The following is a 23,689-nucleotide window of genomic DNA, read 5'->3' as shown; positions in this document are numbered from 1 at the left end:
TAGTCCACCTTTTTGCTCAAAGTGCGGTCAAATTTTGGAAAATTTTCCCCTTCAATTACAAGCCCAAGGTTTCTTTCACAAAAGGAATTGTCAACTTACGTTGAGCTTGTAAAGACGCCTTATCTAATTTGGCTAAAGCATCAAATAAAGTATGCATATCACGATCAAGACGTTTTAAAAGAAAATTAGCTGTTTCTTCAGGTAATTCAATACCACGCTCACGAGCATTACGTTGAAGCATCTCTCTCTTTTCTTCATCGCTAAACATCTTTAATTGATAAATTTCACCCCAAGTTAAACGAGAAGCTAAATCAGGCAATTTAATCGCAAGTGATGTAGGAGACTGATTAGCGCTAATTAATAGCAAAGATTTACCCGTTTCTTTAATTCGATTAAAAAGATCAAAAATCGCTAATTCCCATTCTTCATTGCCTACAACAGCTTGTAAATCATCTAAACAAACGACATGTTGGTTCTCCAAATTTTCTAACACGGCAGGAGAAAAATATTGCGATTTACTCAAAGGCACATAAATAGCTGAGTCTTGTTGTAATAAGAAATGATTGGAAACCGCTTTCAGCAAATGGCTTTTTCCACTGCCTTCAACGCCCCAAATATAAAAGAATTGTTGCTTTACTGAATCAAAATTTTTAGATAACGAATCCATTAAAAGTTCATTATGACCTACAAAGAAGTTATCTAAAGTCTCATCATCAATTTGATGAATAGGTAAAGGTAATTGTCCAGTAAACATAGCTTGCTAAATAAAAATAAAACTTGCTTAGAATAAACGAAAAAGGGCTAAATACGCAATATTTACCCCTTTATTTTATTTCCTTTTAATCAATCTCTTGATTGATTGCCTTTGGTAATACCAAATTAAGAATAATTGCCACTAAAGCGCATAAGCTGATGCCTTTAATAGAAGCATCGCCTACATTAACAAACATATTACCAATCCCAAAGGTCATGACAACAGAAATAATACAAAGATTACGAGCTTCCGTCACATCCACTTTACCACGAATTAATGTACTCATGCCAACCACAGCAATAGAACCAAACACTAACATCATTATCCCGCCCATTACAATGGTCGGAATTGTGGATAAAAATGCCCCGACTTTACCGCAGAATGAAATTGCAATCGCCCATACTGCCGCCCATGTCATGATATTAGGATTGAAATTACGAGTAAGCATAACCGCACCTGTAACTTCCGCATAAGTGGTATTTGGTGGGCCTCCGACTAATGCAGCCGCTGAAGTTGCAATACCATCACCTAATAAAGTGCGATGTAATCCAGGTTTTTTCAGGAAGTCTTTACCCGTCACTGAACTAATGGCCATAATTCCACCCACATGCTCTACCGCAGGAGCAATCGCAATAGGCAGCATATAAAAAATGGCTTCTAAATGAAATTCAGGAGTAGTAAAGGTCGGTAAACTAAACCAAGGCGCGTCCAATACGGGTTGAAAGTTAATTAGCCCTTTGAATAAACAAATGATATAGCCGACCAAAATTCCAAACATAATTGGAATCAACTTCATCATTCCTCTACCAAATACCGCTACAATCAATGTTGTTAACAATGTCGCCATAGAAACCAAAACAGCATCTGTATATTGGTAACTACCATCTTGAGCTAATGCCATATTCACTGCAACAGGTGCTAATCCCATGCCGATAATAATAATCACAGGCCCCACAACAACAGGAGGGAAAAACCGTTGTAAAGCTTCTGCACCACGCAATTTCACTAATAAACTTAAGGCAAAATAAACAAACCCTGTACAAGCGAGACCGCCCATTGTGGTTGCTACACCCCAAGTTTGGATACCATATTGGATAGGAGCAATAAATGCGAAGGAAGATGCGAGAAAAATAGGGACTTGTTTTTTAGTACAAAGTTGAAAGAGTAATGTACCAACACCAGCTGTTAATAACGCTGTATTTGAATTTAAGCCTGTAATAAGAGGCACTAACACTAATGCTCCGAAAGCAACAAATAACATCTGTAAGCCAACGAAAGCCTGTTTTCCCTTACTTTGGATCTCTAAGGGAGTAATAGTTTGATTTTTCATATAAGTTTTAACTCTCAGATTAAATTAACTTTAAAAAATAAATTATTTAGTACCAAAAATCTTATCGCCAGCATCACCTAAACCAGGAATGATATAACCATCTTTATTTAAATGACTATCAATTGATGCGGTATAAACTTCAATATCTGGGTGTGCTGCTTCTAATGCTTTAAGACCTTCAGGCGCTGCCACTAAAACCAATACTTTAATATTTTTACAACCTTTTTGTTTTAATAAATCAATAGTCGCAATCATTGAACCACCAGTTGCTAACATCGGGTCAACCACGATGGCCAAACGTTCTTCAATATCACTGGCTAATTTTTGGAAGTAAGGAACAGGTTCTAAAGTTTCTTCATCACGATACATACCCACAACACTGATACGCGCACTCGGAATATGTTCTAACACACCATCCATCATACCAAGACCTGCACGTAAAATTGGTACCACCGTAACCTTTTTACCTTTAATTCGCTGAACTTCAACTGGCCCATTCCAACCCTCGATAATTACCGTTTCAGTTTCAAGATCAGAAGTTGCTTCATAAGTTAATAAACTACCCACTTCTGTCGCTAACTCACGGAAATGTTTTGTGCTGACTTCAGCTGCACGCATTAAACCGAGTTTATGTTTGACTAGAGGATGTTTAACTTCTACAAGTTTCATATTTATGCTCCCTTTTTTTGATTATTTTGGTCAAATTGACTGATTTTAAAATGAAAGAGAACGACATTCAATATCTTCTCGATAAAAAAGATTAAAGTGCGGTATAAATTTTTAAAATTTATACCGCACTTTAGAAAACGATAACACAATCTTTATTTATTTGAACCCTCAGGGTGCAGTCCAATCCCTTTGTGGCGTGCTTTCAACTTCGCATTCACGTCTGCCCACGAGAGATCGGCATTATGCAACAACACCGTGAGATGATACGCCAAATCCGCTACTTCGCCGATTAACTCTTCCTTGTCATTCGCCATTGCCGCAATCACGGATTCCACCGCTTCTTCCCCCACTTTTTGGGCAATTTTGTGCGTACCTTTGGCGTAAAGTTTGGCGGTGTAAGAACTTTCGGGATCGGCATTTTTGCGTTCGGCGATCATTCGTTCTAATTTACTGAAAAAGATCCAATCAGGCTGTTCTTGCTCAAACTGATGGAAACAGCTCTCCGCCCCCGTGTGGCAGGTTTCACCGATGGGGTCGGAAAGAATCAGCAGGGTGTCGTTATCACAGTCCAAGCTCATATCCACCATATTCAAAAAATGCCCTGAAGTTTCCCCTTTCGTCCAAAGGCGTTGTTTGGTGCGGGAGTAGAAAGTCACCCGTTTTTCATTCAGTGTTTTTTCCAATGCTTCCGCATTCATATAGCCAAGCATGAGCACTTCGCAAGTGTGGATATTTTGCACGATAACGGGGAGTAAACCGTCTATTTTTTGCCAGTTTATTTTGTTTTGCATATTTTTTCCTTTTCCCAGCACGGCAAGCCGTACTGGGTTACGCATAATTAGGTGGCTTTGCCACCTATAAATTTCGTTCAAAATACACTTCATTATATTCAATACCATAATCCATCAATAAAAATTTAATTTCATCAACGAAATTTTGGCTTTGATGATGTGCTTTTTGATTTTTTATGTAATTGATAATTTTGTCTTTTTCTCGTTGGCTATAAGTTAAAGCACAATAACCTTTTGACCACGCATAAAAATCGGGGAAATACTTACGATGTCGTTCTAAAAATAAATGAGTACTATTTTTCAAATGCTTCACAAAATCTGCGACATTGGTCGTGGCTTTCAATTCAACAAACAACTGCAAATGATCTGGCATTCCATTAATTCGGTAAAGCACCGCATTTTGTTCTTGCACATAACCCCAAATATAGCGATACAACATTGCTTCGTGTTCTTCTACGATTGTTGGCTCACCATATTTAGTCCGAAAAACAATATGATAGAGTAATCTTGTATAACTCATTTTCTTTCCTAACAGGGTGGCAAAGCCACCGAATTATGCATAACCGATTGCGACAAAGTCGCTGTCGGTATTAGCGACGAACTTCAACACCCTCTTTCACTAAATAATCCTTCAACTCCTGAATATCAATAATCCGCTTATGAAACACACTAGCCGCCAATGCCCCATCCACATTTGCTTCCATAAAAGCATCACGGAAATGCACCATTTCGCCCGCTCCGCCTGAGGCGATAAGCGGGACATTACACACTTCACGCACTTTTTTCAGCTGCACAAGATCGTAGCCGTTACGCACGCCGTCTTGGTTCATCATATTCAGCACGATTTCGCCTGCTCCACGCTTTTGCACTTCCTGCACCCAATCGAGCAACTGCCAGTGAGTTTGATGGGTGCGGCTTTCATCGCCGGTGTATTGATTAACCCAATATTTGCCCGTTTCTTTCTCAAACCAGCTGTCAATGCCCACCACAATCGCCTGCACACCGAAACGATCCGCCAAACGGCTGATTAAATCAGGATCCGCAAGGGCAGGCGAATTGATAGAAATTTTATCCGCCCCGAAAGCGAAAATCTGCTCCGCATCGGCGATGGTTTTAATGCCACCTGCTACGCAAAACGGAATATCAATGACCTGAGCCACACGCTCCACCCAGCTTTTATCCACGGTGCGACCGTCTGATGACGCGGTGATGTCGTAAAACACCAGCTCGTCCGCCCCTTCTTCCGCATAACGGGCGGCAAGTGGCACGATGTCGCCGATAATTTCGTGGTTGCGGAACTGCACGCCTTTCACCACCTGCCCGTCCCTAACATCTAAACAAGGAATTATCCGTTTTGCCAACATTCTATAGCCTCCGCCACATTAAATTTACCTTCCAACAAAGCACGCCCCACAATCACGCCTGCCACGCCTGTACCTTTTAACGCTTTGATGTCGTCAAGTGAGCCGATACCACCCGATGATTGGAAGTGGATTTCAGGGTATTTCGCACAAATTTCTTTATATAAATCCACATTGGAACCAGCCAGCGTGCCATCTCGGGAAATATCAGTGCATAAAACGTGCTGCAAACCGACCGCTTGATAATCGTCAATCAGAGCTTCCAACGATACACCGCTTGCTTCTTGCCAGCCGCTAATCGCAATGATTTTTTCACCGCTTGCGTTGATATTCACATCCAACGCCAGCACGAATTTCTCCGCACCGTATTTTTCAAACCAGCCTTTCACCATTTCAGGCTGTTTCACTGCGGTTGAACCAATCACCACACGGTTCGCCCCTACGGCAAGCAGATCCGTCACATCTTTTTCGCTACGGATACCGCCGCCCACTTGGATTTTGCACTTCGTCGCCGCAATAATGTTGCCGATAAGTGCGGTCTGTCTTTGGGCAGGATCCTTCGCCCCCGTGAGATCGACCAAATGCAACTGCTCCGCCCCTTGTGCCAAATAATCGGCAAACTGCGAAATCGGATCATCGCTGTAAGTGGTCTGCTTGGCGTAATCGCCCTGATGTAACCGCACCACTTGACCGTTAATCAGGTCAAGGGCGGGGATGATGATTGAGTGTTTCATAAGTTTCCTTCTCTGTGCCTAGGGTAGCGAGCTACCCTAGGTTAAGTATAATGTTGTCCCGTTGGGACAATTAAATGTGTTTGTCAAAATATTCGTTGTTGATTTCAATGCCTGTTTCAGCCAATAAAAATCGGATTTCGTCTTTAAATGTTTGCGTTTTGTGATGTGCTTTTTGTTTCTTGATGGAATTGAGAATTTTTAATTTATCCCGCTCGCAATAAGTCAAAGCACAATAACCCACCGCCCATTCGGTAAAATCAGGAAATAAATCTTTATGTTTATCCAAAAACAAATGGCTTGCTCTTTTTAACTTCCCGACAAACTCTGCTACCGAAAAACTCTGATTAATTTCTACCAATAAATGAAGATGATCAGGCATTCCGTTGATACGGTGCAAAATGGAATGATGCTCACGCACAAAACCCCAAATATAGCGATACAGAATTGCTTCGTGTTCTTCACAAATGGCATATGTGCCGTGCTTGGTGCGAAAAATAATGTGATAAATCAAGCGAGTGTAGCTCATTGTTTATAATGCCTAATGAATAGCCCCAAAGGGGCTGTATTATGCTTAACCTAGGGGAACTTGTTACCCTAGGCTTGAATTTTTCCCCTTTGGGGAAAATTAGGCAAGAAACCAATCTCAATTTCTCGATCAAGATCGCAAAATTAAACATTCTCCACAAAATTCCGCAATAATTTCGCCCCAGCCGCCCCAGAACGCTCTGGGTGGAACTGTACGCCGTAGAAGTTTTTGCTTGCAATCGCCGCTGAAAAATCCACGCCGTAATTGCAAGTCGCAATCGTATTTTCATTCGGCAGCACGCCATAACTATGCACAAAATAGAAATGGCTGTCTTGTTCAATGCCGTGGAAAAGTGGGTGATCTTTGGTGTAATTAACCTTATTCCAGCCCATATGCGGCAGCGGCAAGCCTGTGTTTGGTAGCAAATCAGTTTTGCCACTCATCAGGCTTAGCGTTTCCACATTGCCTTCGGTGGAAAATTCGGTCATCAGCTGCATTCCCAAGCAAATGCCAAGCATTGGTTGGGTAGCGTTTTGAATGGTTTCAATCAGCTGGCGATCCTGTAAATTTTTCATCGCTGCAATCGCTGTACCCACACCGGGCAACAGCAGTTTGTCAGCAGATTGGATTTTGCCGAGATCACGAGAGATCTCAGAACGAATACCAAGGCGGTCAAAGGCGAATTTGACCGAAGACAGGTTGGCACAGCCTGTGTCGATGATGATTAGGTTGGTCATTTACTTTCTCTTACATTTTTATTTGATAGCCTACAGCTTTTAATTCCTTGATAATAGAAAATGCTTTTTCTTCAAGATTATTATCAATTTTATGATATACAACCCCACTAACATCGCTAGGAACTTCTATATTTCCTTTCAAAAGGCAGCAAACTCGACCTCTGCCTAATTTTCCAACAAAATATCCAAATTCAAAAATCACATTTGGCCTGGCTCGAAATTCAACTTTTCTTTCACTATCTGATTTATCTTTTTGATCGACTGTGTAACTAATTTCATCTGGGGTCAATAAAATAAATGCAAAACCAACATCACTATTTTTTTCGAACTTTTCAATAATTGTCTGACCTTCATTTGTCTGTCTATGAAGAACAATAGGGATTAAACCTATTTCATGAACAAAACGTTCTACATCTAATTTTAATTTTTCATCATGCCCATGAACGATAAATACTTTGTTAGATAGTGTTGGGAAAGATGCTGTACTTTGTTCCTTCCTTAACTCACCATAAACATCATTCTGTAATGCACCAAGTAATTGTCTTAATGCTGTGATCAGATTTGTTTTTACTAACTCAAATGTATCTTGACCATTGCCATTGGTTCTAGTTTGTATTGCTATATTAACTAAATGAACAGCTGGCGATGTATCGGATAAATTTTCTTTTACAATATTATTTGTTCTTTGTACAAATGTTCTCCAATTAGGAGTGGCTTTTCCTCCATACATCATATTATCCCTAGGAATACAAAAATTTCTGAAATTAAATTTTTCTCCTTCAGAAATCAAGTTCTCAACTATCTGAATTTTACTATCCATGAAATATTCCTCACTTTGATATAAAATACAAGCGGTCAATTCCCCAAAAAACTTTACAAAAACTAACCGCACTTTTTTCGGGCGTGCGACGCACGCACCTACATTTAATTATAAAACCCCTTTCGAACTCGGCAACGCATCCCCTTCAATCCGAATCGCTTGTCTGAGCGTTCTGCCGAACACTTTAAACAGACTTTCGATTTTGTGGTGGTCGTTGTCGCCTTTGGCTTTTAGGTGCAGGGTGGCGAGCATTGTGAAAGCGATGGATTGGAAGAAATGCTCGGTCAGTTCGGTGCTGAAATCGCCCACTTTGTCGCGTTTGAATTCGGCTTTGAACTTGATGAACGGTCTGCCCGATAAATCCATTGCACATTCGGCTTTGCATTCGTCCATCGGTAGCACGAAGCCGAAGCGAGCGATGCCGCGTTTATCGCCAATCGCTTGTTTTAAGGCGGTGCCGAGGGCGAGGGCGGTGTCTTCCACGGTGTGATGCTCGTCAATCCACAGGTCGCCTTTGGTGGTAATGTTCATTCTAAAACCGCCGTGGGTGGCGATTTGGTCGAGCATATGGTCGAAAAAGCCCACGCCTGTGCTGATTTCGTTCACGCCCGTTTCGTCCAGCCACACTTGCACTTTGATGTCGGTTTCTTTGGTTTTGCGAACCACTTCGGCATAGCGTGGCGTGCGGTTGCCGTGGTTGGTGACGCTTTCGCCAAGCAATTTTTCCGCAATCAAATCCCAATTCAGTTTTTCGGGGTGATATTGCAAGGCACGAATGCCCAGATTTTCCGCCAGTTGTACATCGGTGGCACGGTCGCCAATTACGAAACTTTGGGCTGGGTCAAACAGCTCACGATCAATATATTTTTGCAGCAATTTGGTGTGCGGTTTACGGCAATCGCAGCCGTCCTCCGGCTTGTGCGGACAAATCAAAACCTCATCAAATTCAATGCCTTGCGAGTTGAATAACGCCATCATCGCATTGTGCGGTTTGTCAAAATCCGCCTGCGGAAAAGAACTCGTGCCTAAACCGTCTTGGTTAGACACCATCACAAAACGGTATTTGTGTTTGAGTTTCAGCAGAGCAGGAATCACATTCGGCTCAAATTTCAGCTTTTCAAGGCTGTCAATTTGGAAATCGGTTTTCGGCTCGTCAATCAGTGTGCCATCACGGTCGATAAAAAGGGTTGGTTGCATTTTTTACTCCTGTTATTATCCCAGCACGAGCCGTGCTAGGTTAAATAATCTGAGCTGCTTTGCAGCTCTATTATAACCATCCACAAAGCGGCTAGTTTTATTCAGCCTAGGACAGCTTGTCCTAGATCATATATTTCTTTCAAAATACTCATCATCAATATAAGGAAAAAGCATTCTCATTTCAGCATTAAAATCAATAGATTTATGATGTTCTTTCTGCCCCTTAATATAATTAATAATTTTCTCAATTTCATGTTCGCTGTAAGTTAAAGCACAATAGCCTTTTGACCGAGCATAAAAATCAGGAAAAAGATTGCTATGCCGTTCAAGCCATTTATGGCTGGCATTTTTCAGCTGTTTCACAAAATCAGACACCGCTATACTGGGATGGATTTCTACTAGCAAATGCAAATGATCAGGCATACCGTTAATACGGTGGAGCGTGCATTTTTGTTGCTGACAAAATCCCCAAATATATTGATACAGTTCTTTTTCGTTTTCCTCTTTAATCGCTGGAACACTTTGTAAAGTGCGGAAAACAATATGGTAGTATAATTTTGTGTAACTCATTTATGCCTCACACTAGAACGCCATACGAACCATGCAAGGTTCCTTAATCTAAAGCTCTATTACTATCAGTCGCAAAGCGACTGGGGTTATTCAGACTAGGACGGCTCGTCCTAGGTTTTTTACAGGCTTTTAATAGCCTCAATCACTTTCGCATTTTCTTCGTCTGTGCCGATGGTAATCCGCACGCAGTCGGCTAGATTCACTGCTTTGTGTTGGTCACGCAGGATAATGCCCTCGTCCCACAAGGCTTTGAAGACTTTTTGTCCGTCTTGGAATTTCACTAATACATAGTTGGCGTGGGTGTCGAAAATTTCTACCACATTTGGCAATTTGGCAAGCTCTTTAATCAGCCAATCCCGTCCGTTAAGAATGCCTTGCACGCGTTGTTTGACGATCTCGATATTCGCAGGGCGTAAGGCTTGCTTAGCAATATCGGCACTCGGCACAGGGATTGGGTAAGGGGCGATCACTTTATTGAGAATTTCAATCAGCTCTGGGGGCGCCAGCACAAAACCGCAACGCAGCCCTGCCAAAGCAAAGGCTTTGGAGAGCGTGCGGATAATCGCAAGGTGCGGATAATTTGCAATTTCTGGCACAAAAGTGACCGCTTGCGTAAATTCGATGTAAGCCTCATCGAGCACCAAAATTGCTCGGTTGCGAGTGATTTCCAGCAGTTCCAGCACATCGGCACGGTTGAGCAGCGTGCCAGTCGGGTTATTCGGGTTGCAGAGAAACACCACCTTGATATTCGGTTTCTCCGCCAAAGCCTGTTTGATTTTCGCTAAATCAAGCTGAAATTCGGCGGTTTGGTTAATGGTTACCCTTTCCACGCCGATGGTTTCGGCACTCACGGCATACATTCCGTAAGTGGGCGGACAGTATAAAATCGCATCCTGTTCAGGCTGGCAGAAAGCCTTAATCGCTAACTCAATACCCTCATCACCGCCACGGGTAACGATCACATTTTCAGGCTGCACGCCTGCATAACGAGCGTAGTTTTCAATCACCGCCTGCGGTTGCGGCTCGGGGTAGCGGTTTAAATCTTTACCGCTGAGCTGAAAATCAGGCGAAGTCGGATATTCGTTAGCATTGAGCCAAATGGTGCCGTTGCCGCCCAATTTGCGGGCGGATTGATAAGGAGTTAAGGCTTGTATATTTTTTCTTGAAAGTGTTGTGATTGACATATTGTTCATCCTATAAAATTTTTTCAAAAACGACCGCACTTTTATATTATTTAATCTTGGCTAAACGCAAAGTCACTGCATTTTTATGTGCATCCAGTAGCTCTGCATGAGCCATGAGTTCCACCGTCTGTGCTAATGTTTTAAAGCCTTGCGGAGTCAGTTCTTGCACTGTCATACGCTTGCTAAAATCCGCTAAACCTAAACTTGAATAGGTTTTGGTGTAACCATAAGTAGGTAATACGTGATTCGTACCACTTGCGTAATCTCCCATGGACTCAGGTGAATATGCGCCCAAGAAAATGGAGCCTGCATTATCTAAACTATCCAGTAATGATCGTGCATTTTCAGTTTGCACAATTAAATGTTCTGGTGCGTATTCATTGCTTATTTCAACAGCTTGTTGTAAATCTTCGGCAATAAAGGTGCGACTATGTGAGAGGGCTTTACGAGCAGTTTCACTACGTGGCAAAACGGCAACTTGTTTTTCAAGTTCTTGATTTACCAATTTCGCTAATTTTTCACTGGTGGTAACTAAAATAACTTGGGAATCCGGGCCATGCTCAGCTTGTGAAAGAAGATCACTAGCAATAAAGGCTGGATCGGCTTTTTCATCAGCAATCACTAACACTTCTGATGGACCTGCGGGCATATCAATAGCGGTGCCTTGTTGTGCTACTTGGCGTTTTGCTTCGGTGACAAAGGCATTTCCAGGTCCAAAAATCTTATCCACTTTTTCAATAGTTTCAGTGCCATAAGTAAGGGCAATAATCCCTTGCGCACCACCGACCGCATAAATAGTTTCCACACCGCAAAGCTTGGCAGTATAAAGAATTTCTTTTGCAATCGGAGGTGGAGAACAAAGTACAATACGTTTACAACCTGCAATTTTTGCTGGAATCGAAAGCATTAATACGGTTGAAAATAATGGTGCTGAACCACCAGGAATATATAATCCCACCGCATTAATCGGACGTGTTAGCACTTGGCAACGCACACCTGGTTGAGTTTCTATATCGACCATTGAGGGTTGTTGAGCTTTGTGGAAAGCCTCAATATTTGCTTTTGCATTTTGAATGGCTTTTTTTAATTCTTCTGGAATAGCCTCTTCTGCTTGTTGAATTTGTTCTTGTGAAATCAATAAGCTATCTAATTTCACTTTATCGAATTTTTCACTAAGCTCAAATAAGGCTTGATCGCCATTCGCCAACACATTTGCCTTAATTTCATCTACCGCAAGTTTGATTTTTTCTCCAATCACTTGTGCAGGTCGAGAAAGATATTGTTGTTTTTCTGCAACTGTTAAATTATTCCAAATTAGGGTTTGCATATCTTATCCTTAATTAATATTTAAAAATTTCTGAAAATCTGACCGCACTTTTATGCCAGCATTTTTTCAATAGGCAAGACTAAAATTGAACTTGCTCCCATTTCTTTTAATGCTTCCATAGTTTCCCAAAATAGATTTTCCTGACTGACCACATGCATTGCGACTTTGCTATCATCATGAGCTAATGGCAGAATGGTTGGATTTTCTACACCTGGTAAAAGTGCGGTGATTTTTTCTAATTTATCTTTTGGTGCATGTAGCATAATGTATTTAGATTCGCCTGCTTGTTGCACCCCTTGAATTCGTGTCAATAATTTATCCACTAAGGCTTGTTTTTCCTCTGAAAGCGGTTCTGCACGTTGAATTAAACAAGCCGTTGAGCGATAGATGACTTCCACTTCCTTCAAACCATTAGCTTCTAACGTAGCTCCTGAAGACACTAAATCACAAATCGCATTAGCAATGCCCGCACTTGGTGCAACTTCTACAGAACCATTTAATAAGATGCTTTTAAAAGGTACTCCCTGTTCTTTCATATAACGTTTCAATAAGTTTGGATAAGATGTGGCAATTAATGCATCATTTAAATCTGTTACTCCTTGATATTGACGATCACGATCAATGGCTAAAGATAAGCGACAACCACCAAAATCTAATTGACGAAGCTTTTTATACTCGACAGTTTCCCCCGCTACTAAACGACCTAATTCTTCTTCCTCCAAAACATTTTCACCAATAATGCCAAGATCCGCTACGCCTGCAAAAATTAAACCTGGAATGTCATCATCACGCACACGTAAAATTTCAATTGGTAGATTTTCTGAATAAGCAATTAAACGTTGATCATTCCAAATAATTTTTACCCCACATTGTTTAAGAAGCTCACTACAGTCTTGGCTTAAACGTCCTTTTTTTTGTATTGCAATACGTAAACGATTTTGTGTTTGCATAATCTGTCCTCTTCTCTTATTGATTCTTTAATTAAATTCTGTGTAAAAAAAAACTCTCGGAATTCGACTTCCGAGAGTTTTTTATTTTGTTATATCGTACTTGAGCTCGGAAGAAATTTGAATCTTCCGCATACACCAAATACCCGAAAGATTAATCAGGGTGATGGTGATGATGGTGAGTAGTACGATTAAAATTCATTTTGTTTTCTCCAAAAACTTGATGTGTTTAAAATTACTCCAATGCAAACGTTTTCGCAAGTGTTTTTTAGATTTTTTTTGCTTTAATGAACAATAACACTGGACGATGCTGTAAATCTTTAAATTCTGATTGCCAATGTGCTTGATCGGCTAACATGGGTTCTGCGATTTGCTCAATCTGAAAACCAGCTTGAATCAGATTATTTATAATCGTAGCCAGTGTTCGATGATAAGTGAAAAATGATTGTTTAAACCAACTTCGCTCACGAACGCCTTCATCACGATAAAAATTCAAACGGTACGCCACTTGTCGTTTATTTTCATCTTTCTCCCAACGTTCTCCGCCTTGATAAGCTGTGGTAATAGGATGTTCTTGAGAAAAGACTAAACAGCCTTGAGTTTTTAAACGTTGTGAGATTTTAGCCAATAGCGCTGGAAAATTTTCAATGTAATGAAACGCAAAAGAGCTCGTAATCACATCAAATTGCTCATTAGGCAGTTGATCAATATCTTCCATGGGTAACTGGTGTAGGCTAAAACATTCTGCGGAAAAGTGCGGTAGATTTTCAGAAAATTTTGTTAAATTAAGCTCTGCTTGCTGTAACATCTTAGCGGATAGATCAATTCCTACAACGCGCATTGCCCCTTTCTGCAAATAACATTGTAAATGTCCACCCGTTCCACAGCCCATATCTAATAATGTTTTACCCGCTAAATCAGGTAGAAGGGAAAGCATTGTTGGCTTTTCCACAATTTCATTTAAACTTATGGGATTGGAACGTAATTTCTGATAAAGCTCAAAAAAGCTTTCTGCATCATAAACTGATTTTTTCATAGCAACTAAGATAATAAAGGGCGTCCATTGACGCCCTTAAATGTAATTAATTTTAAATTAACCCTTAAAGGTTGGCAACCAAGCAAATTGCATTGCAACTTGAGCAAGTATATTCAATAAACCAAATAGAATGACAAAATATATCATAAAGTTACCACCATACACAGTATAACTACGTTGTGGAAACTTTAAACGACAGGCTTTTGCCAATAATGCGGGCACAATCGCCGCCCAAATTGTCGCTGCTAATCCAGCATAACCAATAGCAACCACAAAACCATAAGGAAATTGTAAACTTAATAATAAAGGCGGTAAAAAAGTAACTAAAGTGGTTTTTGTTCGCCCTGCTACACTATCATCAAAATGACATAAGTCTGCGATATAATCAAAAAGACCTAAAGTCACGCCTAAAAAGGAACTGGCAATTGCCATATAAGCAAAGAATCGTAATAATTCACCAATATAATTAATCTGAATATAAACATTTAATGCTTCTAAAAGTGCAGCAATATCGCCGCCTTTTTCAATTACAGGGGCAAATTCAGCGCGAGGCAAATTGCCTTGAATCGCTAACTGCCATAATACATAAATCACCAATGCAATAGTCGTACCGAAGAAAATAGATTTCATCACCCGATTAGCATCTCGATCATAATATTTTACTAAACTTGGCACGTTACCATGGAAACCAAATGAAACTAAACAAACTGGTAATGCAGTAATGGCATAAGGTAAATATAAATCTTCACCTGAATGAATACTATTAAATAAAACTTCAGTATTAACTGAACCTAATAAACCTGCTGTTGATAAAATAAAAGCAATCACCATACCACCAATTAAAATGGTGGTAAAACGATCAACAGCTTTAGTAGATAACCATACAAAAGCAGCCAACACGAGGCAGAAAAGTAATGATCCTGACGAACGACCAATTTCTACTGTATTATTAGGTGAACTTAATAACTGATTAATAAAAGATTCGGTTAAACCACCACCTGAAGTCACATAAGCATAAGTCAGAATATAAAGCACAAATGCGATAGAAATTCCATTAATAATATTCCAACCTTTTCCTAATAGATCTTTTACAATAGTGTCGAAACTTGCACCTGTTGGATAATGTAGATTAGCTTCTAAGATCATTAAACCTGAAGTAGTCATACAAAACCAAGTATAAATCAACAATACTAGAGAACCTAAAAACCATATCCCAGCTGTTGATGTAGGATTTGCTAACATACCAGCACCCACTGCTGTTCCAGCAATGATCATGGCTCCACCAAATAAAGAAGGTTGTTTTTTCATATTGATTCCATCATATAGAAGAGTAATTTTGAACTATTATAGTAGTACAAAACATAAAAACAAGAAGAGAAATGCTAAAAATGATGAAAAATTAAACAATTAATTTATAGAACAAAAAAAATTAAACCGTTGGTTCTTCAATTTTACTTAATAAACATGGAGAACGATTGATTAGAGAAACTGTAAATTGAACTATCCAACCGATCAAAAAGGCAAATAATAAGGTACCGATACCAACAGTTCCACCTAATATAAAACCGAGAATGCAAGCCGAGACTTCAAGAATCGTACGCACAATACCAATTCGTAAATGGAAATACTGACATAGACCAACCATCAATCCATCACGAGGCCCAGCCCCCTGGTGACAAGTTAAATAAAAAGAAGAGCCTACCCCAAAACATAAAATACCAACTATCGCAAAGGTAAAGCGTCCAATTAAAGCACTAGGAGCAGAAAGCAGAGACACAGTCATGCCAAGCACAAGGGCTATAATAAAAACATTAAGAAGGGTGCCAATCCCTACTTTTAATCTAAGTGGAATCCAAGCTAACATCACTAATATACTAATTATAAAAGAAGCCCAACCCACACTAAAATGCCCTTGCAATGCAATACCTTGTGCCAAAATAGTCCAAGGAGATGAGCCTAAATTAGATAACAGTAACAATCCTTCTCCAATGCCCATAATCGCTAAGGAAAAAACTAATACCCCCAATGATTTGGCTTCTAAGGACCAAAAAGATGTAGCAGTCCAACGTGTTTGAGGAAGAAGAGAAAACATTTTTGACATGATGAATATACAAACTTTAGCTAATGAGAGCTAATTCTAATTAAATTCATCAGAAAATTAAATGATATTAATGGCATAATATAGATCGAAAGTACATAAAAGATAAATCTTCATGAGTCAGTGAACACCTGTTCATTTTTTTCATAAATTTAAAAATAGTTAAATTATTAATGAATAATTTGTTACAAAAACATCTTTTTTTGCTAACAAAAACGATTCCCTTCTCATTTTTTAATATTTGTACAAGATTTTTATAAAAAAAATCAGTATAGTAGCCGCACTTTTTCAACTCTACTTTTTTTAAGCTTTTTAGTTTAACCCATATTAACCCATAGATTTGAGGACCATATGAGCATATTAATGAGTATTCTTGGTATAATTGTATTACTTGCCATTGCCTATTTATTATCCACCAATCGTCGTGCAATTAATTTCCGTACCGTTGGTGGTGCATTATTGATTCAATTTCTCATCGGAGCATTGATTCTTTATGTGCCAGCGGGTCGAGATATTTTACTTGGTGCAGCTAATGCGGTGAGTAAAGTTATCTCTTATGGTAATGAAGGGATAAAATTTGTATTTGGTGGGTTAGCAGGAGATAAAATTTTCGAAGCATTAGGCAATGAGGGTTTTATTTTCGCTGTTCGAGTACTACCAAGTATTGTTTTCTTTTCAGCCTTAATCTCACTGCTCTATTATATTGGCGTGATGCAATGGATTATCAAAATTATTGGTGGTTCATTACAAAAAGTGTTAGGTACATCTAAATCTGAATCAATGTCTGCGGCAGCTAATATTTTTGTAGGGCAAACCGAAGCACCCTTAATTGTAAAACCTTATATTAGTAAAATGACTGAATCTGAATTATTTGCTGTAATGTGTGGCGGTTTAGCCTCAATTGCAGGTTCAGTAATGGCGGGTTATGCTGGTATGGGAGTACCACTTACTTATTTAATCGCGGCATCATTTATGGCTGCACCCGCAGGTTTGCTGTTTGCTAAAATTTTAGTGCCTCAAACAGAACGATTTGATGATGCGATGGAACATGTTCAATTAGAAAAACCAGCCAATATCTTAGATGCGGCAGCAAGTGGTGCATCTTCAGGTATGCAATTGGCATTAAATGTTGGCGCAATGTTAATTGCATTCGTAGCATTAATTGCTTTAATTAATGGCATCTTAGGTGGTGTTGGTGGTTGGTTCAGTATGCCTGAACTATCATTAGGGCAAATCTTCGGTTGGGTCTTCCGTCCATTAGCATGGTTGATCGGTGTGCCTTGGCAAGAAGCTGAAGTTGCAGGTCAAATGATTGGTACCAAATTAGCAATTAACGAATTCGTAGGTTATCTAGAATTTACTAAATACTTATCACCTGAAGCCCCTATGGTATTAGGTGATAAAACCAAAGCGATCATTACCTTCGCTTTATGTGGTTTTGCTAACTTCAGCTCTATTGCCATCTTAATTGGTGGTTTGGGAGCAATGGCACCAAACCGTCGTGGTGATATTGCACGCTTAGGGATTAAAGCAGTGATTGCGGGGTCATTAGCAAACTTAATGAGTGCTACTTTAGCCGGTTTATTTATTGAATTAAGTGGCGTTGCATTAGGTTAATCAACAAGCAAATTACGCTTAAATTTAGCCATAAAGTGCGGTATAATTTCTGAAAATTTGCAGTTTATATATAAATTAAAAACACCACGATGTATCGTGGTGTTATCATTTTAATAACAGGAAAACGGTTGCCTCATAGGCTATATTCACGTTGTTGTTATACATAGGCATATCGATATAAACTCAGATATGCTCATTTACATTTAATCTATTGATATATTCATATGGATTATGATGATATACATTCACTCTTTAGAATAGAAGGATAAATCTATGACTCCACATATTAACGCACCTGAAGGTGCATTTGCTGATGTCGTTTTAATGCCAGGCGATCCACTCCGAGCAAAATACATTGCAGAAACCTTCTTAGAAAACCCACAACAAGTCACCAATGTTCGTAATATGTTTGGTTACACAGGCAATTATAAAGGTCGCCGAATTTCTGTGATGGGACATGGCATGGGGATTCCATCTTGTTCAATTTACGCAAAAGAATTAATCACTGAATATGGTGTGAAAAAAATTATCCGTGTAGGTTCTTGTGGTGCTGTACGTAATGATGTCAAAGTGCGTGATGTGATTATTGGTTTAGGTGCTTGTACCGATTCAAAAGTTAATCGCATTCGTTTTAAAGATAATGACTTTGCCGCAATTGCTGACTTTGAGATGACTCAGGCTGCCGTACAAATTGCCAAACAAAAAGCGGTTAACTACCACGTTGGCAATCTTTTCTCTGCGGATCTTTTCTATACTCCAGATGTAGAAATGTTTGATGTTATGGAAAAATATGGCATTTTAGGGGTTGAAATGGAAGCGGCTGGAATCTACGCAGTGGCGGCAGAATATGGCGCAAAAGCCTTAAGTATCTGTACTGTATCAGATCATATTCGCACAGGTGAACAAACTTCTTCTGAAGAACGTCAATTAACCTTTAATGATATGATTGAAATTGCTTTAGAAAGTGTATTATTAGGCGATAAAGCTTAATTTCATCTCATAAATCCAGTAAAAAGTGCGGTTAAAATGCTAGAAATTTTACCGCACTTTTTTCTTTACCCAGTTTTACGCTTATTTGTCTTGATATTCCATTCACTCAACCCAATTAATCAGGTAAACTAACCTTGTTATTTTTTACTCACGGAGTACACAATGAATTTTATTGGGAAAATCCTAGGTTTTATTATTGGTTATCGCTATGGTGGATTTGCTGGAGCCATTGCTGGTGTGATTTTAGGTCATATTGCTGATAAAAAGCTGTATGAACTTGGAAGTGTTAATTCTTCTTTCTTTAAAAATAAAATTACTCGCCAATCTTTATTTATGCAAACTACGTTTGCTGTGCTTGGTCATTTAAGTAAAGCGAAAGGACGTATTACCGAAGACGATATTCAATTGGCTTCTAATTTAATGGCTCAAATGCAATTAGATAGTGCCCAACGTCAACTTGCTCAAGAAGCCTTTAATCGAGGCAAAAGCATTGATTTTCCTGTTCGCCAAGTAATTCGTGAGTTTCGTATTGGTTGTGGTCAGCGTGCAGATTTGCTTCGAATGTTCCTCAGTGTTCAAGTACAAGCCGCATTTGCAGATGATCATCTACACGATAATGAGAAAGAAATTTTATTTGTCATTGCTGAAGAGTTAGGCATTTCAAGACTCCAATTTGAACAAATGTTAGCGATGGAAATGGCTGCACGTCAGTTCACTCGAAATGGTGGTTTCTACCGTCAACAACAATATCAATATGAACAAGCTGGTGGCCAACAATATCAACAGCAAGGAAATTATCATAATTCTTACCGCACTTCTTCAGGCCCCACAATTGAAGATGCTTATAAAGTATTAGGGGTCAATTCTACAGACGATCAACAAACCGTAAAACGAGCTTATCGCCGTCTAATGAATGAGCATCATCCTGATAAATTAGTCTCTAAAGGTTTACCAAAAGAAATGCTGGAAATGGCAAAAGAAAAAGCCCAACAAATTCAAGCTGCTTATGATTTAATTTGTAAACAAAAAGGTTGGAAATAATGAAAAACATTCGTTGGTTCCCTATAGCATTAATGATTTTTATTACGGTACTCTCTATTTGGTCTGCTATTGAGCCTCTATCACGTGCCGTTTGGTATGCTGAAGTATTACCAATTTTTACCGTATTTGGCTTATTAATCATTACTTACCCATGGTTCAAATTCAGTAATTGGGCTTATTTCTGCATGTCATTATGGCTCATTTTTCATTTAATCGGAGCCCATTATACTTTTGAGCATGTGCCATTTCAGTGGGCAAGTGATTTGCTTTCAGGTTGGTTAGGAGAAGGGCGAAATCACTTTGATCGTGTTGCGCATTACAGTATCGGTTTTTATAGTTTCCCAATGGCAGAATTCTTATTACGCCGTAAACTCACCGGCCCTATTGTTGCAGGATTCTTTGCTCTATTTTTTATTATGTCAGTAGCGGCTAGCTATGAACTTATTGAATGGCAATATGCGGTCATTGCGGGTGGCGAAGAAGGCATTGCATTTCTAGGTTCTCAAGGTGATATTTGGGATGCACAAAAAGATATCTTAGCTGATACACTTGGTGCAATTTCTGGGTTGATTCTGTTCTACTTTACTCGCCCCGATAAACAATATTCCTAATGCGTGTTATTTTAGCTCCTATGCAAGGCGTACTCGATCCTTTAGTACGCCAATTACTAACTGAAGTAAATGATTATGATCTCTGTATTAGCGAATTCGTTCGTGTCGTGGATCAATTACTTCCTGAGAAAGTCTATTATCGCCTCTGTCCTGAACTACAAAATTCAGGTAAAACCGGTTCTGGTACACCAGTCAGAGTGCAATTATTAGGTCAATATCCAGAATGGTTAGCTGAAAATGCTAATCGTGCGATTGAATTAGGATCTCATGGGATAGATTTAAACTGTGGTTGTCCTTCAAAAACCGTTAATGGGAGTAATGGTGGTGCATCATTGTTAAAGCAACCAGAGCTCATTTATCAGGCAACGAAAGCCATTCGTATGGCGGTTCCACAAGACTTAGCTGTGAGTGTAAAAGTCCGCTTAGGTTGGGATTCTTATGATTTTGCCTTTGATATTGCCGATGCTGTGCAACAAGGGGGAGCCACTGAAATTACCATTCATGGACGCACTAAAACTGATGGTTACAAAGCAGAACGAATCAATTGGGCTAAAATAGGTGAATTACGTCAGAAATTAACTATTCCAGTGATTGCTAATGGTGAGATTTGGCATTGGCAAGATGGGCAAAATTGTCTACAAGTGACAGGTTGTGACGATTTAATGATTGGGCGTGGAGCATTAAATATCCCGAATCTTAGTTTGGTTCTCAAACATAATGTCGATAAGCTTGCTTGGGAGCAAGTGATGCTTATCCTACAAAAATATGCACATCTAGAAAATATCTATGACTCAGGTTTCTATCATGTGGCACGAATTAAACAATGGTTACAATATTTGAAAAAAGAATATCCTGAGGCAAATACGCTTTTCACACAAATTAAAACTGCTCAAAACGCAGATGACTTAAGAATGAGAATGGACCAATTATTATGAAGTATGAATGGATCTTTTTTGATGCAGATGAAACGCTCTTTTCATTTAATGCATTTGAAGGATTACAAAAAATGTTTGCAGACCATAATTTAACTTTTTCGAAAGAAGATTTCTTAGCGTACGAAAAAGTCAATAAACCTTTATGGGTGAAATATCAAAATGCAGAAATTACAGCAGAACAAATTCAAACGATTCGTTTTGAACCTTGGGAAAAGCGTTTAGGTAAACCTGCTTCTGAAATTAATCAAGATTATATGAATTCTCTCTCAGACCTTTGTCATCCTTTAGAAGGCGTGGTCGAGACCATTAATCAGCTTGAGCAAAAAGCAAAACTAGCAATTATTACTAACGGTTTTACTGCGTTACAACAATTACGCTTAAATAAAACTGGGCTTGCAGAGCATTTCCAATTTATTACTATTTCTCAAGAAGTCGGCATTGCCAAACCAGATGCGCGTATTTTTGAATATAGTTTGAAGCGTGCTCATATTCAAAATAAAAGCAATGTTATTATGGTGGGAGATAATTTACATTCTGATATTTTAGGTGGACACAATGCAGGAATTGATACCTGTTGGATAAGCTATAACAAAACTAATGATACTGAAATCAAACCCACTTACAGTATTAATAAATTTACGGAATTACTTAAAATTCTTTAAAAACTGACCGCACTTTAAAATTTCAAAGGATAGTTTACTGTTCTTGATTGAAATATTATTTCGTTATTGGTGCGGTACATTGCGTTACAGCACCAATTTTTACGCAATATGAAGCATCACTCGCATAAATATGCTTTCCTGTATCATAATATACTTTACCTGTATTGCTATAGGTAGCTTCGCCCATCTGATGATAAATAACGCCATCTTGTCCATGGGTCGCTCCCACTTGCTGACTAAAAGTGATATTTGATTGTGCCTGAGTAGGCAAATTCTCCCCTGCCGAAGGCATAGCACCCAACTGTCCAACATGGTTTCCCATTTTATTTAATGCAGATGACACTGCCAACACCAGCATCGGTGCTGAAATAAACAAGATAAATAGACCTATTTTACTCACATCAACGTCCCCAAAAAGATGAAAAAAGATACATTAGTGGCTAATGTATCTTTTGACAATAGAATAAAGAAAAAATCAGATCCGACGTGTGAATAGTTAAATATCTAATCCCAACACTTTACGTCCATTAATACTAGCAATATCCACCATCGCATCTAAATGTGGGAAACGACAACCCGCAGCTAATAAACTTAATTCTTGCCATAAATCTCCTTCACAAAGAGGCACCATATAATCACAAATATTATCGGTACCTAATGCAACAGTAATTCCCTCAGGAATCATTTCATCTGCGGGAGTTAAAGCATTATGGAAAGGTTGTAAATCATCTTTACGATGGCTATCAATCCATGCCATTGGGCAAGCGATCATCATCATTTGTGCTTGTCGCATTTTTTCATAGAGTTTGTAACGATATTCTTTTGAATGGGCACCAATTGAAATCCCATGAATACCCACCACTCTACCTTGCATACCATGCTCAATAGTTTTATCGCAAAGTTGTTCAGTTTCAATTTCAGTAGGAGTATTAAATTGATCAACATGCACATGACACATTATACCTAATGAGTTCGCTTTATCTAACAGGATATCCATGGCTTCTAGACCCCGTCCATAATCCACTTCATCACGATAAGGTAAACCACCAATCATATCCACCATCTCAGCACCAATATCAAACCATTTACGTGCAGTAGGTTCAATAACACCTTTTAGGGTTTGGTTCGCAAATTTCAGAATAATATCATTTTTATAAACATCTCGTGCTTTATGTGCCGCAATAATTGCTCTGTCTTCACAAATCGGATCAACATCCACAAAGGTGCCAAATGCTGTTACACCTTGAGAAATCATTAATTCGATAGATTGGCAGAAACGAGCATAATAATCCTCAACACTTGAATTTCTTTTTACTTCATCCACCAAATCCCATTTTTGTTGAAGATTACTATTGTGATATATCCCAATTTTTTCAGGGGTCATGGTAAATGCACGATCTGCATGTGCATGTGAATTTACCCATCCTCCTTTTTTGATAATCTCATCACGAATATAGGTTTTAAAACTGCGAACATGATTTTTCATGATTACTCCATAACAGTATTTGAATGAATAAAAAAACTGATAGGATTGAACAGAACAAATGCGTTATTAATTAAAAAAAGATAGGCTGTTAATACAACTAAAAGTTGATTAGCTTTGAGGGGAAGAATGTTATGAAAAATTCTCTGATTTTTGATTAATAACATTGTTATCTAGTCCTTATCTAGTACTAGACTCGTAGTATAAATGTTTGACCATAAAAAATACAGTCGATTTTAAAAAATGCCTATAGAATAAACAAAAGACCT

Annotated in this window: 26 protein-coding genes and 1 other annotated feature; of the genes, 6 read left to right on the top strand and 20 right to left on the bottom strand. The window is 38.9% G+C overall.

Going from position 1 to position 23,689, the window contains the following annotated elements:
- Positions 1 to 55: 55 nt before the first annotated feature.
- The 18 genes from hda to yczE all read right to left on the bottom strand — a co-directional run bounded on the left by hda (position 56) and on the right by yczE (position 16,084).
- Positions 56 to 754, bottom strand: coding sequence for a DnaA inactivator Hda (hda, locus tag BN1226_RS04545; RefSeq protein WP_044470181.1), 699 nt, complete (start codon positions 752 to 754; stop codon positions 56 to 58).
- An 85-nt stretch (positions 755 to 839) separates the two neighbouring features.
- Positions 840 to 2,084: a nucleobase:cation symporter-2 family protein gene (locus BN1226_RS04540; protein ID WP_044470180.1), complete on the bottom strand. Its 1,245-nt coding sequence runs from the start codon at positions 2,082 to 2,084 to the stop codon at positions 840 to 842.
- Positions 2,085 to 2,126: 42 nt separating this feature from the next.
- Positions 2,127 to 2,753 carry a uracil phosphoribosyltransferase gene (gene upp, locus BN1226_RS04535; RefSeq protein ID WP_005761838.1) on the bottom strand — a complete coding sequence of 209 codons (627 nt, stop codon included), beginning with the start codon at positions 2,751 to 2,753 and terminating at the stop codon, positions 2,127 to 2,129.
- A 152-nt stretch (positions 2,754 to 2,905) separates the two neighbouring features.
- A complete protein-coding gene (gene hisIE, locus BN1226_RS04530; RefSeq protein WP_044470179.1) occupies positions 2,906 to 3,544 on the bottom strand; it encodes a bifunctional phosphoribosyl-AMP cyclohydrolase/phosphoribosyl-ATP diphosphatase HisIE in 639 nt (212 codons plus the stop codon).
- Positions 3,545 to 3,608: 64 nt separating this feature from the next.
- Positions 3,609 to 4,064, bottom strand: a complete 456-nt coding sequence (gene tnpA, locus BN1226_RS04525) for an IS200/IS605 family transposase (protein WP_044470178.1) — start codon at positions 4,062 to 4,064, stop codon at positions 3,609 to 3,611.
- A 70-nt stretch (positions 4,065 to 4,134) separates the two neighbouring features.
- Positions 4,135 to 4,908 carry an imidazole glycerol phosphate synthase subunit HisF gene (gene hisF, locus BN1226_RS04520; RefSeq protein ID WP_044470177.1) on the bottom strand — a complete coding sequence of 258 codons (774 nt, stop codon included), beginning with the start codon at positions 4,906 to 4,908 and terminating at the stop codon, positions 4,135 to 4,137.
- Positions 4,890 to 5,639, bottom strand: a complete 750-nt coding sequence (hisA, locus tag BN1226_RS04515; protein WP_044470176.1) for a 1-(5-phosphoribosyl)-5-[(5-phosphoribosylamino)methylideneamino]imidazole-4-carboxamide isomerase — start codon at positions 5,637 to 5,639, stop codon at positions 4,890 to 4,892. The genes hisF and hisA overlap by 19 nt, the downstream gene beginning before the upstream one ends.
- 70 nt (positions 5,640 to 5,709) lie before the next feature.
- A complete protein-coding gene (locus BN1226_RS04510) occupies positions 5,710 to 6,165 on the bottom strand; it encodes a transposase (protein ID WP_044470175.1) in 456 nt (151 codons plus the stop codon).
- 143 nt (positions 6,166 to 6,308) lie between these two features.
- Positions 6,309 to 6,902 carry an imidazole glycerol phosphate synthase subunit HisH gene (hisH, locus tag BN1226_RS04505; protein WP_044470174.1) on the bottom strand — a complete coding sequence of 198 codons (594 nt, stop codon included), beginning with the start codon at positions 6,900 to 6,902 and terminating at the stop codon, positions 6,309 to 6,311.
- Positions 6,903 to 6,912: 10 nt separating this feature from the next.
- Positions 6,913 to 7,722: a TIR domain-containing protein gene (locus tag BN1226_RS04500; protein ID WP_044470173.1), complete on the bottom strand. Its 810-nt coding sequence runs from the start codon at positions 7,720 to 7,722 to the stop codon at positions 6,913 to 6,915.
- A gap of 108 nt (positions 7,723 to 7,830) precedes the next feature.
- A complete protein-coding gene (gene hisB / locus BN1226_RS04495; protein ID WP_044470172.1) occupies positions 7,831 to 8,919 on the bottom strand; it encodes a bifunctional histidinol-phosphatase/imidazoleglycerol-phosphate dehydratase HisB in 1,089 nt (362 codons plus the stop codon).
- A gap of 126 nt (positions 8,920 to 9,045) precedes the next feature.
- The gene (tnpA, locus tag BN1226_RS04490; protein WP_044470171.1) at positions 9,046 to 9,489 is read right to left on the bottom strand and encodes an IS200/IS605 family transposase; all 444 of its coding nucleotides are present in this window, start codon (positions 9,487 to 9,489) and stop codon (positions 9,046 to 9,048) included.
- Between the two features lie 119 nt (positions 9,490 to 9,608).
- Positions 9,609 to 10,673, bottom strand: coding sequence for a histidinol-phosphate transaminase (gene hisC, locus BN1226_RS04485; protein ID WP_044470170.1), 1,065 nt, complete (start codon positions 10,671 to 10,673; stop codon positions 9,609 to 9,611).
- Positions 10,674 to 10,719: 46 nt separating this feature from the next.
- Positions 10,720 to 12,000, bottom strand: coding sequence for a histidinol dehydrogenase (gene hisD, locus BN1226_RS04480; protein ID WP_044470169.1), 1,281 nt, complete (start codon positions 11,998 to 12,000; stop codon positions 10,720 to 10,722).
- Positions 12,001 to 12,050: 50 nt separating this feature from the next.
- The gene (hisG, locus tag BN1226_RS04475) at positions 12,051 to 12,950 is read right to left on the bottom strand and encodes an ATP phosphoribosyltransferase (protein WP_044470168.1); all 900 of its coding nucleotides are present in this window, start codon (positions 12,948 to 12,950) and stop codon (positions 12,051 to 12,053) included.
- A 44-nt stretch (positions 12,951 to 12,994) separates the two neighbouring features.
- Positions 12,995 to 13,126 (bottom strand) — a sequence feature (His leader region).
- 89 nt (positions 13,127 to 13,215) lie between these two features.
- Positions 13,216 to 13,983, bottom strand: coding sequence for a class I SAM-dependent methyltransferase (locus BN1226_RS04470; protein ID WP_044470167.1), 768 nt, complete (start codon positions 13,981 to 13,983; stop codon positions 13,216 to 13,218).
- 57 nt (positions 13,984 to 14,040) lie between these two features.
- Positions 14,041 to 15,291, bottom strand: a complete 1,251-nt coding sequence (mtr, locus tag BN1226_RS04465) for a tryptophan permease (RefSeq protein ID WP_044470166.1) — start codon at positions 15,289 to 15,291, stop codon at positions 14,041 to 14,043.
- Positions 15,292 to 15,412: 121 nt separating this feature from the next.
- Complete coding sequence (yczE, locus tag BN1226_RS04460; RefSeq protein ID WP_044470165.1) at positions 15,413 to 16,084, bottom strand: membrane protein YczE; 672 nt, start codon at positions 16,082 to 16,084, stop codon at positions 15,413 to 15,415.
- 348 nt (positions 16,085 to 16,432) lie between these two features.
- Between yczE and BN1226_RS04455 the strand changes: the two genes are divergently transcribed.
- The 6 genes from BN1226_RS04455 (at position 16,433) to yjjG (ending at position 21,937) form a co-directional block, all read left to right on the top strand.
- Positions 16,433 to 17,698: a NupC/NupG family nucleoside CNT transporter gene (locus BN1226_RS04455; RefSeq protein WP_044470164.1), complete on the top strand. Its 1,266-nt coding sequence runs from the start codon at positions 16,433 to 16,435 to the stop codon at positions 17,696 to 17,698.
- A gap of 273 nt (positions 17,699 to 17,971) precedes the next feature.
- The gene (deoD, locus tag BN1226_RS04450; RefSeq protein WP_044470163.1) at positions 17,972 to 18,688 is read left to right on the top strand and encodes a purine-nucleoside phosphorylase; all 717 of its coding nucleotides are present in this window, start codon (positions 17,972 to 17,974) and stop codon (positions 18,686 to 18,688) included.
- 162 nt (positions 18,689 to 18,850) lie between these two features.
- Positions 18,851 to 19,729: a co-chaperone DjlA gene (djlA, locus tag BN1226_RS04445; RefSeq protein ID WP_005761801.1), complete on the top strand. Its 879-nt coding sequence runs from the start codon at positions 18,851 to 18,853 to the stop codon at positions 19,727 to 19,729.
- Complete coding sequence (locus BN1226_RS04440) at positions 19,729 to 20,340, top strand: DUF2238 domain-containing protein (protein ID WP_005761755.1); 612 nt, start codon at positions 19,729 to 19,731, stop codon at positions 20,338 to 20,340. The genes djlA and BN1226_RS04440 overlap by 1 nt, the downstream gene beginning before the upstream one ends.
- On the top strand, positions 20,340 to 21,275 hold the full coding sequence (gene dusC / locus BN1226_RS04435; protein WP_044470162.1) for a tRNA dihydrouridine(16) synthase DusC: 936 nt from the start codon (positions 20,340 to 20,342) through the stop codon (positions 21,273 to 21,275). The genes BN1226_RS04440 and dusC overlap by 1 nt, the downstream gene beginning before the upstream one ends.
- Positions 21,272 to 21,937 (top strand): pyrimidine 5'-nucleotidase, encoded by a 666-nt coding sequence (gene yjjG / locus BN1226_RS04430; protein WP_044470161.1) that lies wholly within the window; start codon positions 21,272 to 21,274, stop codon positions 21,935 to 21,937. The genes dusC and yjjG overlap by 4 nt, the downstream gene beginning before the upstream one ends.
- Before the next feature lie 55 nt (positions 21,938 to 21,992).
- On the opposite strand, the gene BN1226_RS04425 is transcribed toward yjjG, so the two are convergent.
- Together BN1226_RS04425 and BN1226_RS04420 are read right to left on the bottom strand one after the other, a co-directional pair.
- On the bottom strand, positions 21,993 to 22,337 hold the full coding sequence (locus BN1226_RS04425; RefSeq protein ID WP_147280366.1) for a hypothetical protein: 345 nt from the start codon (positions 22,335 to 22,337) through the stop codon (positions 21,993 to 21,995).
- A 96-nt stretch (positions 22,338 to 22,433) separates the two neighbouring features.
- Positions 22,434 to 23,423 (bottom strand): amidohydrolase family protein, encoded by a 990-nt coding sequence (locus tag BN1226_RS04420; protein WP_044470160.1) that lies wholly within the window; start codon positions 23,421 to 23,423, stop codon positions 22,434 to 22,436.
- Positions 23,424 to 23,689 lie beyond the last annotated feature (266 nt).

Source organism: Mannheimia massilioguelmaensis (assembly GCF_000940515.1).
Lineage (GTDB): Bacteria > Pseudomonadota > Gammaproteobacteria > Enterobacterales > Pasteurellaceae > Basfia > Basfia bettyae.
This window is presented reverse-complemented; position numbering and strand designations above follow the sequence as displayed.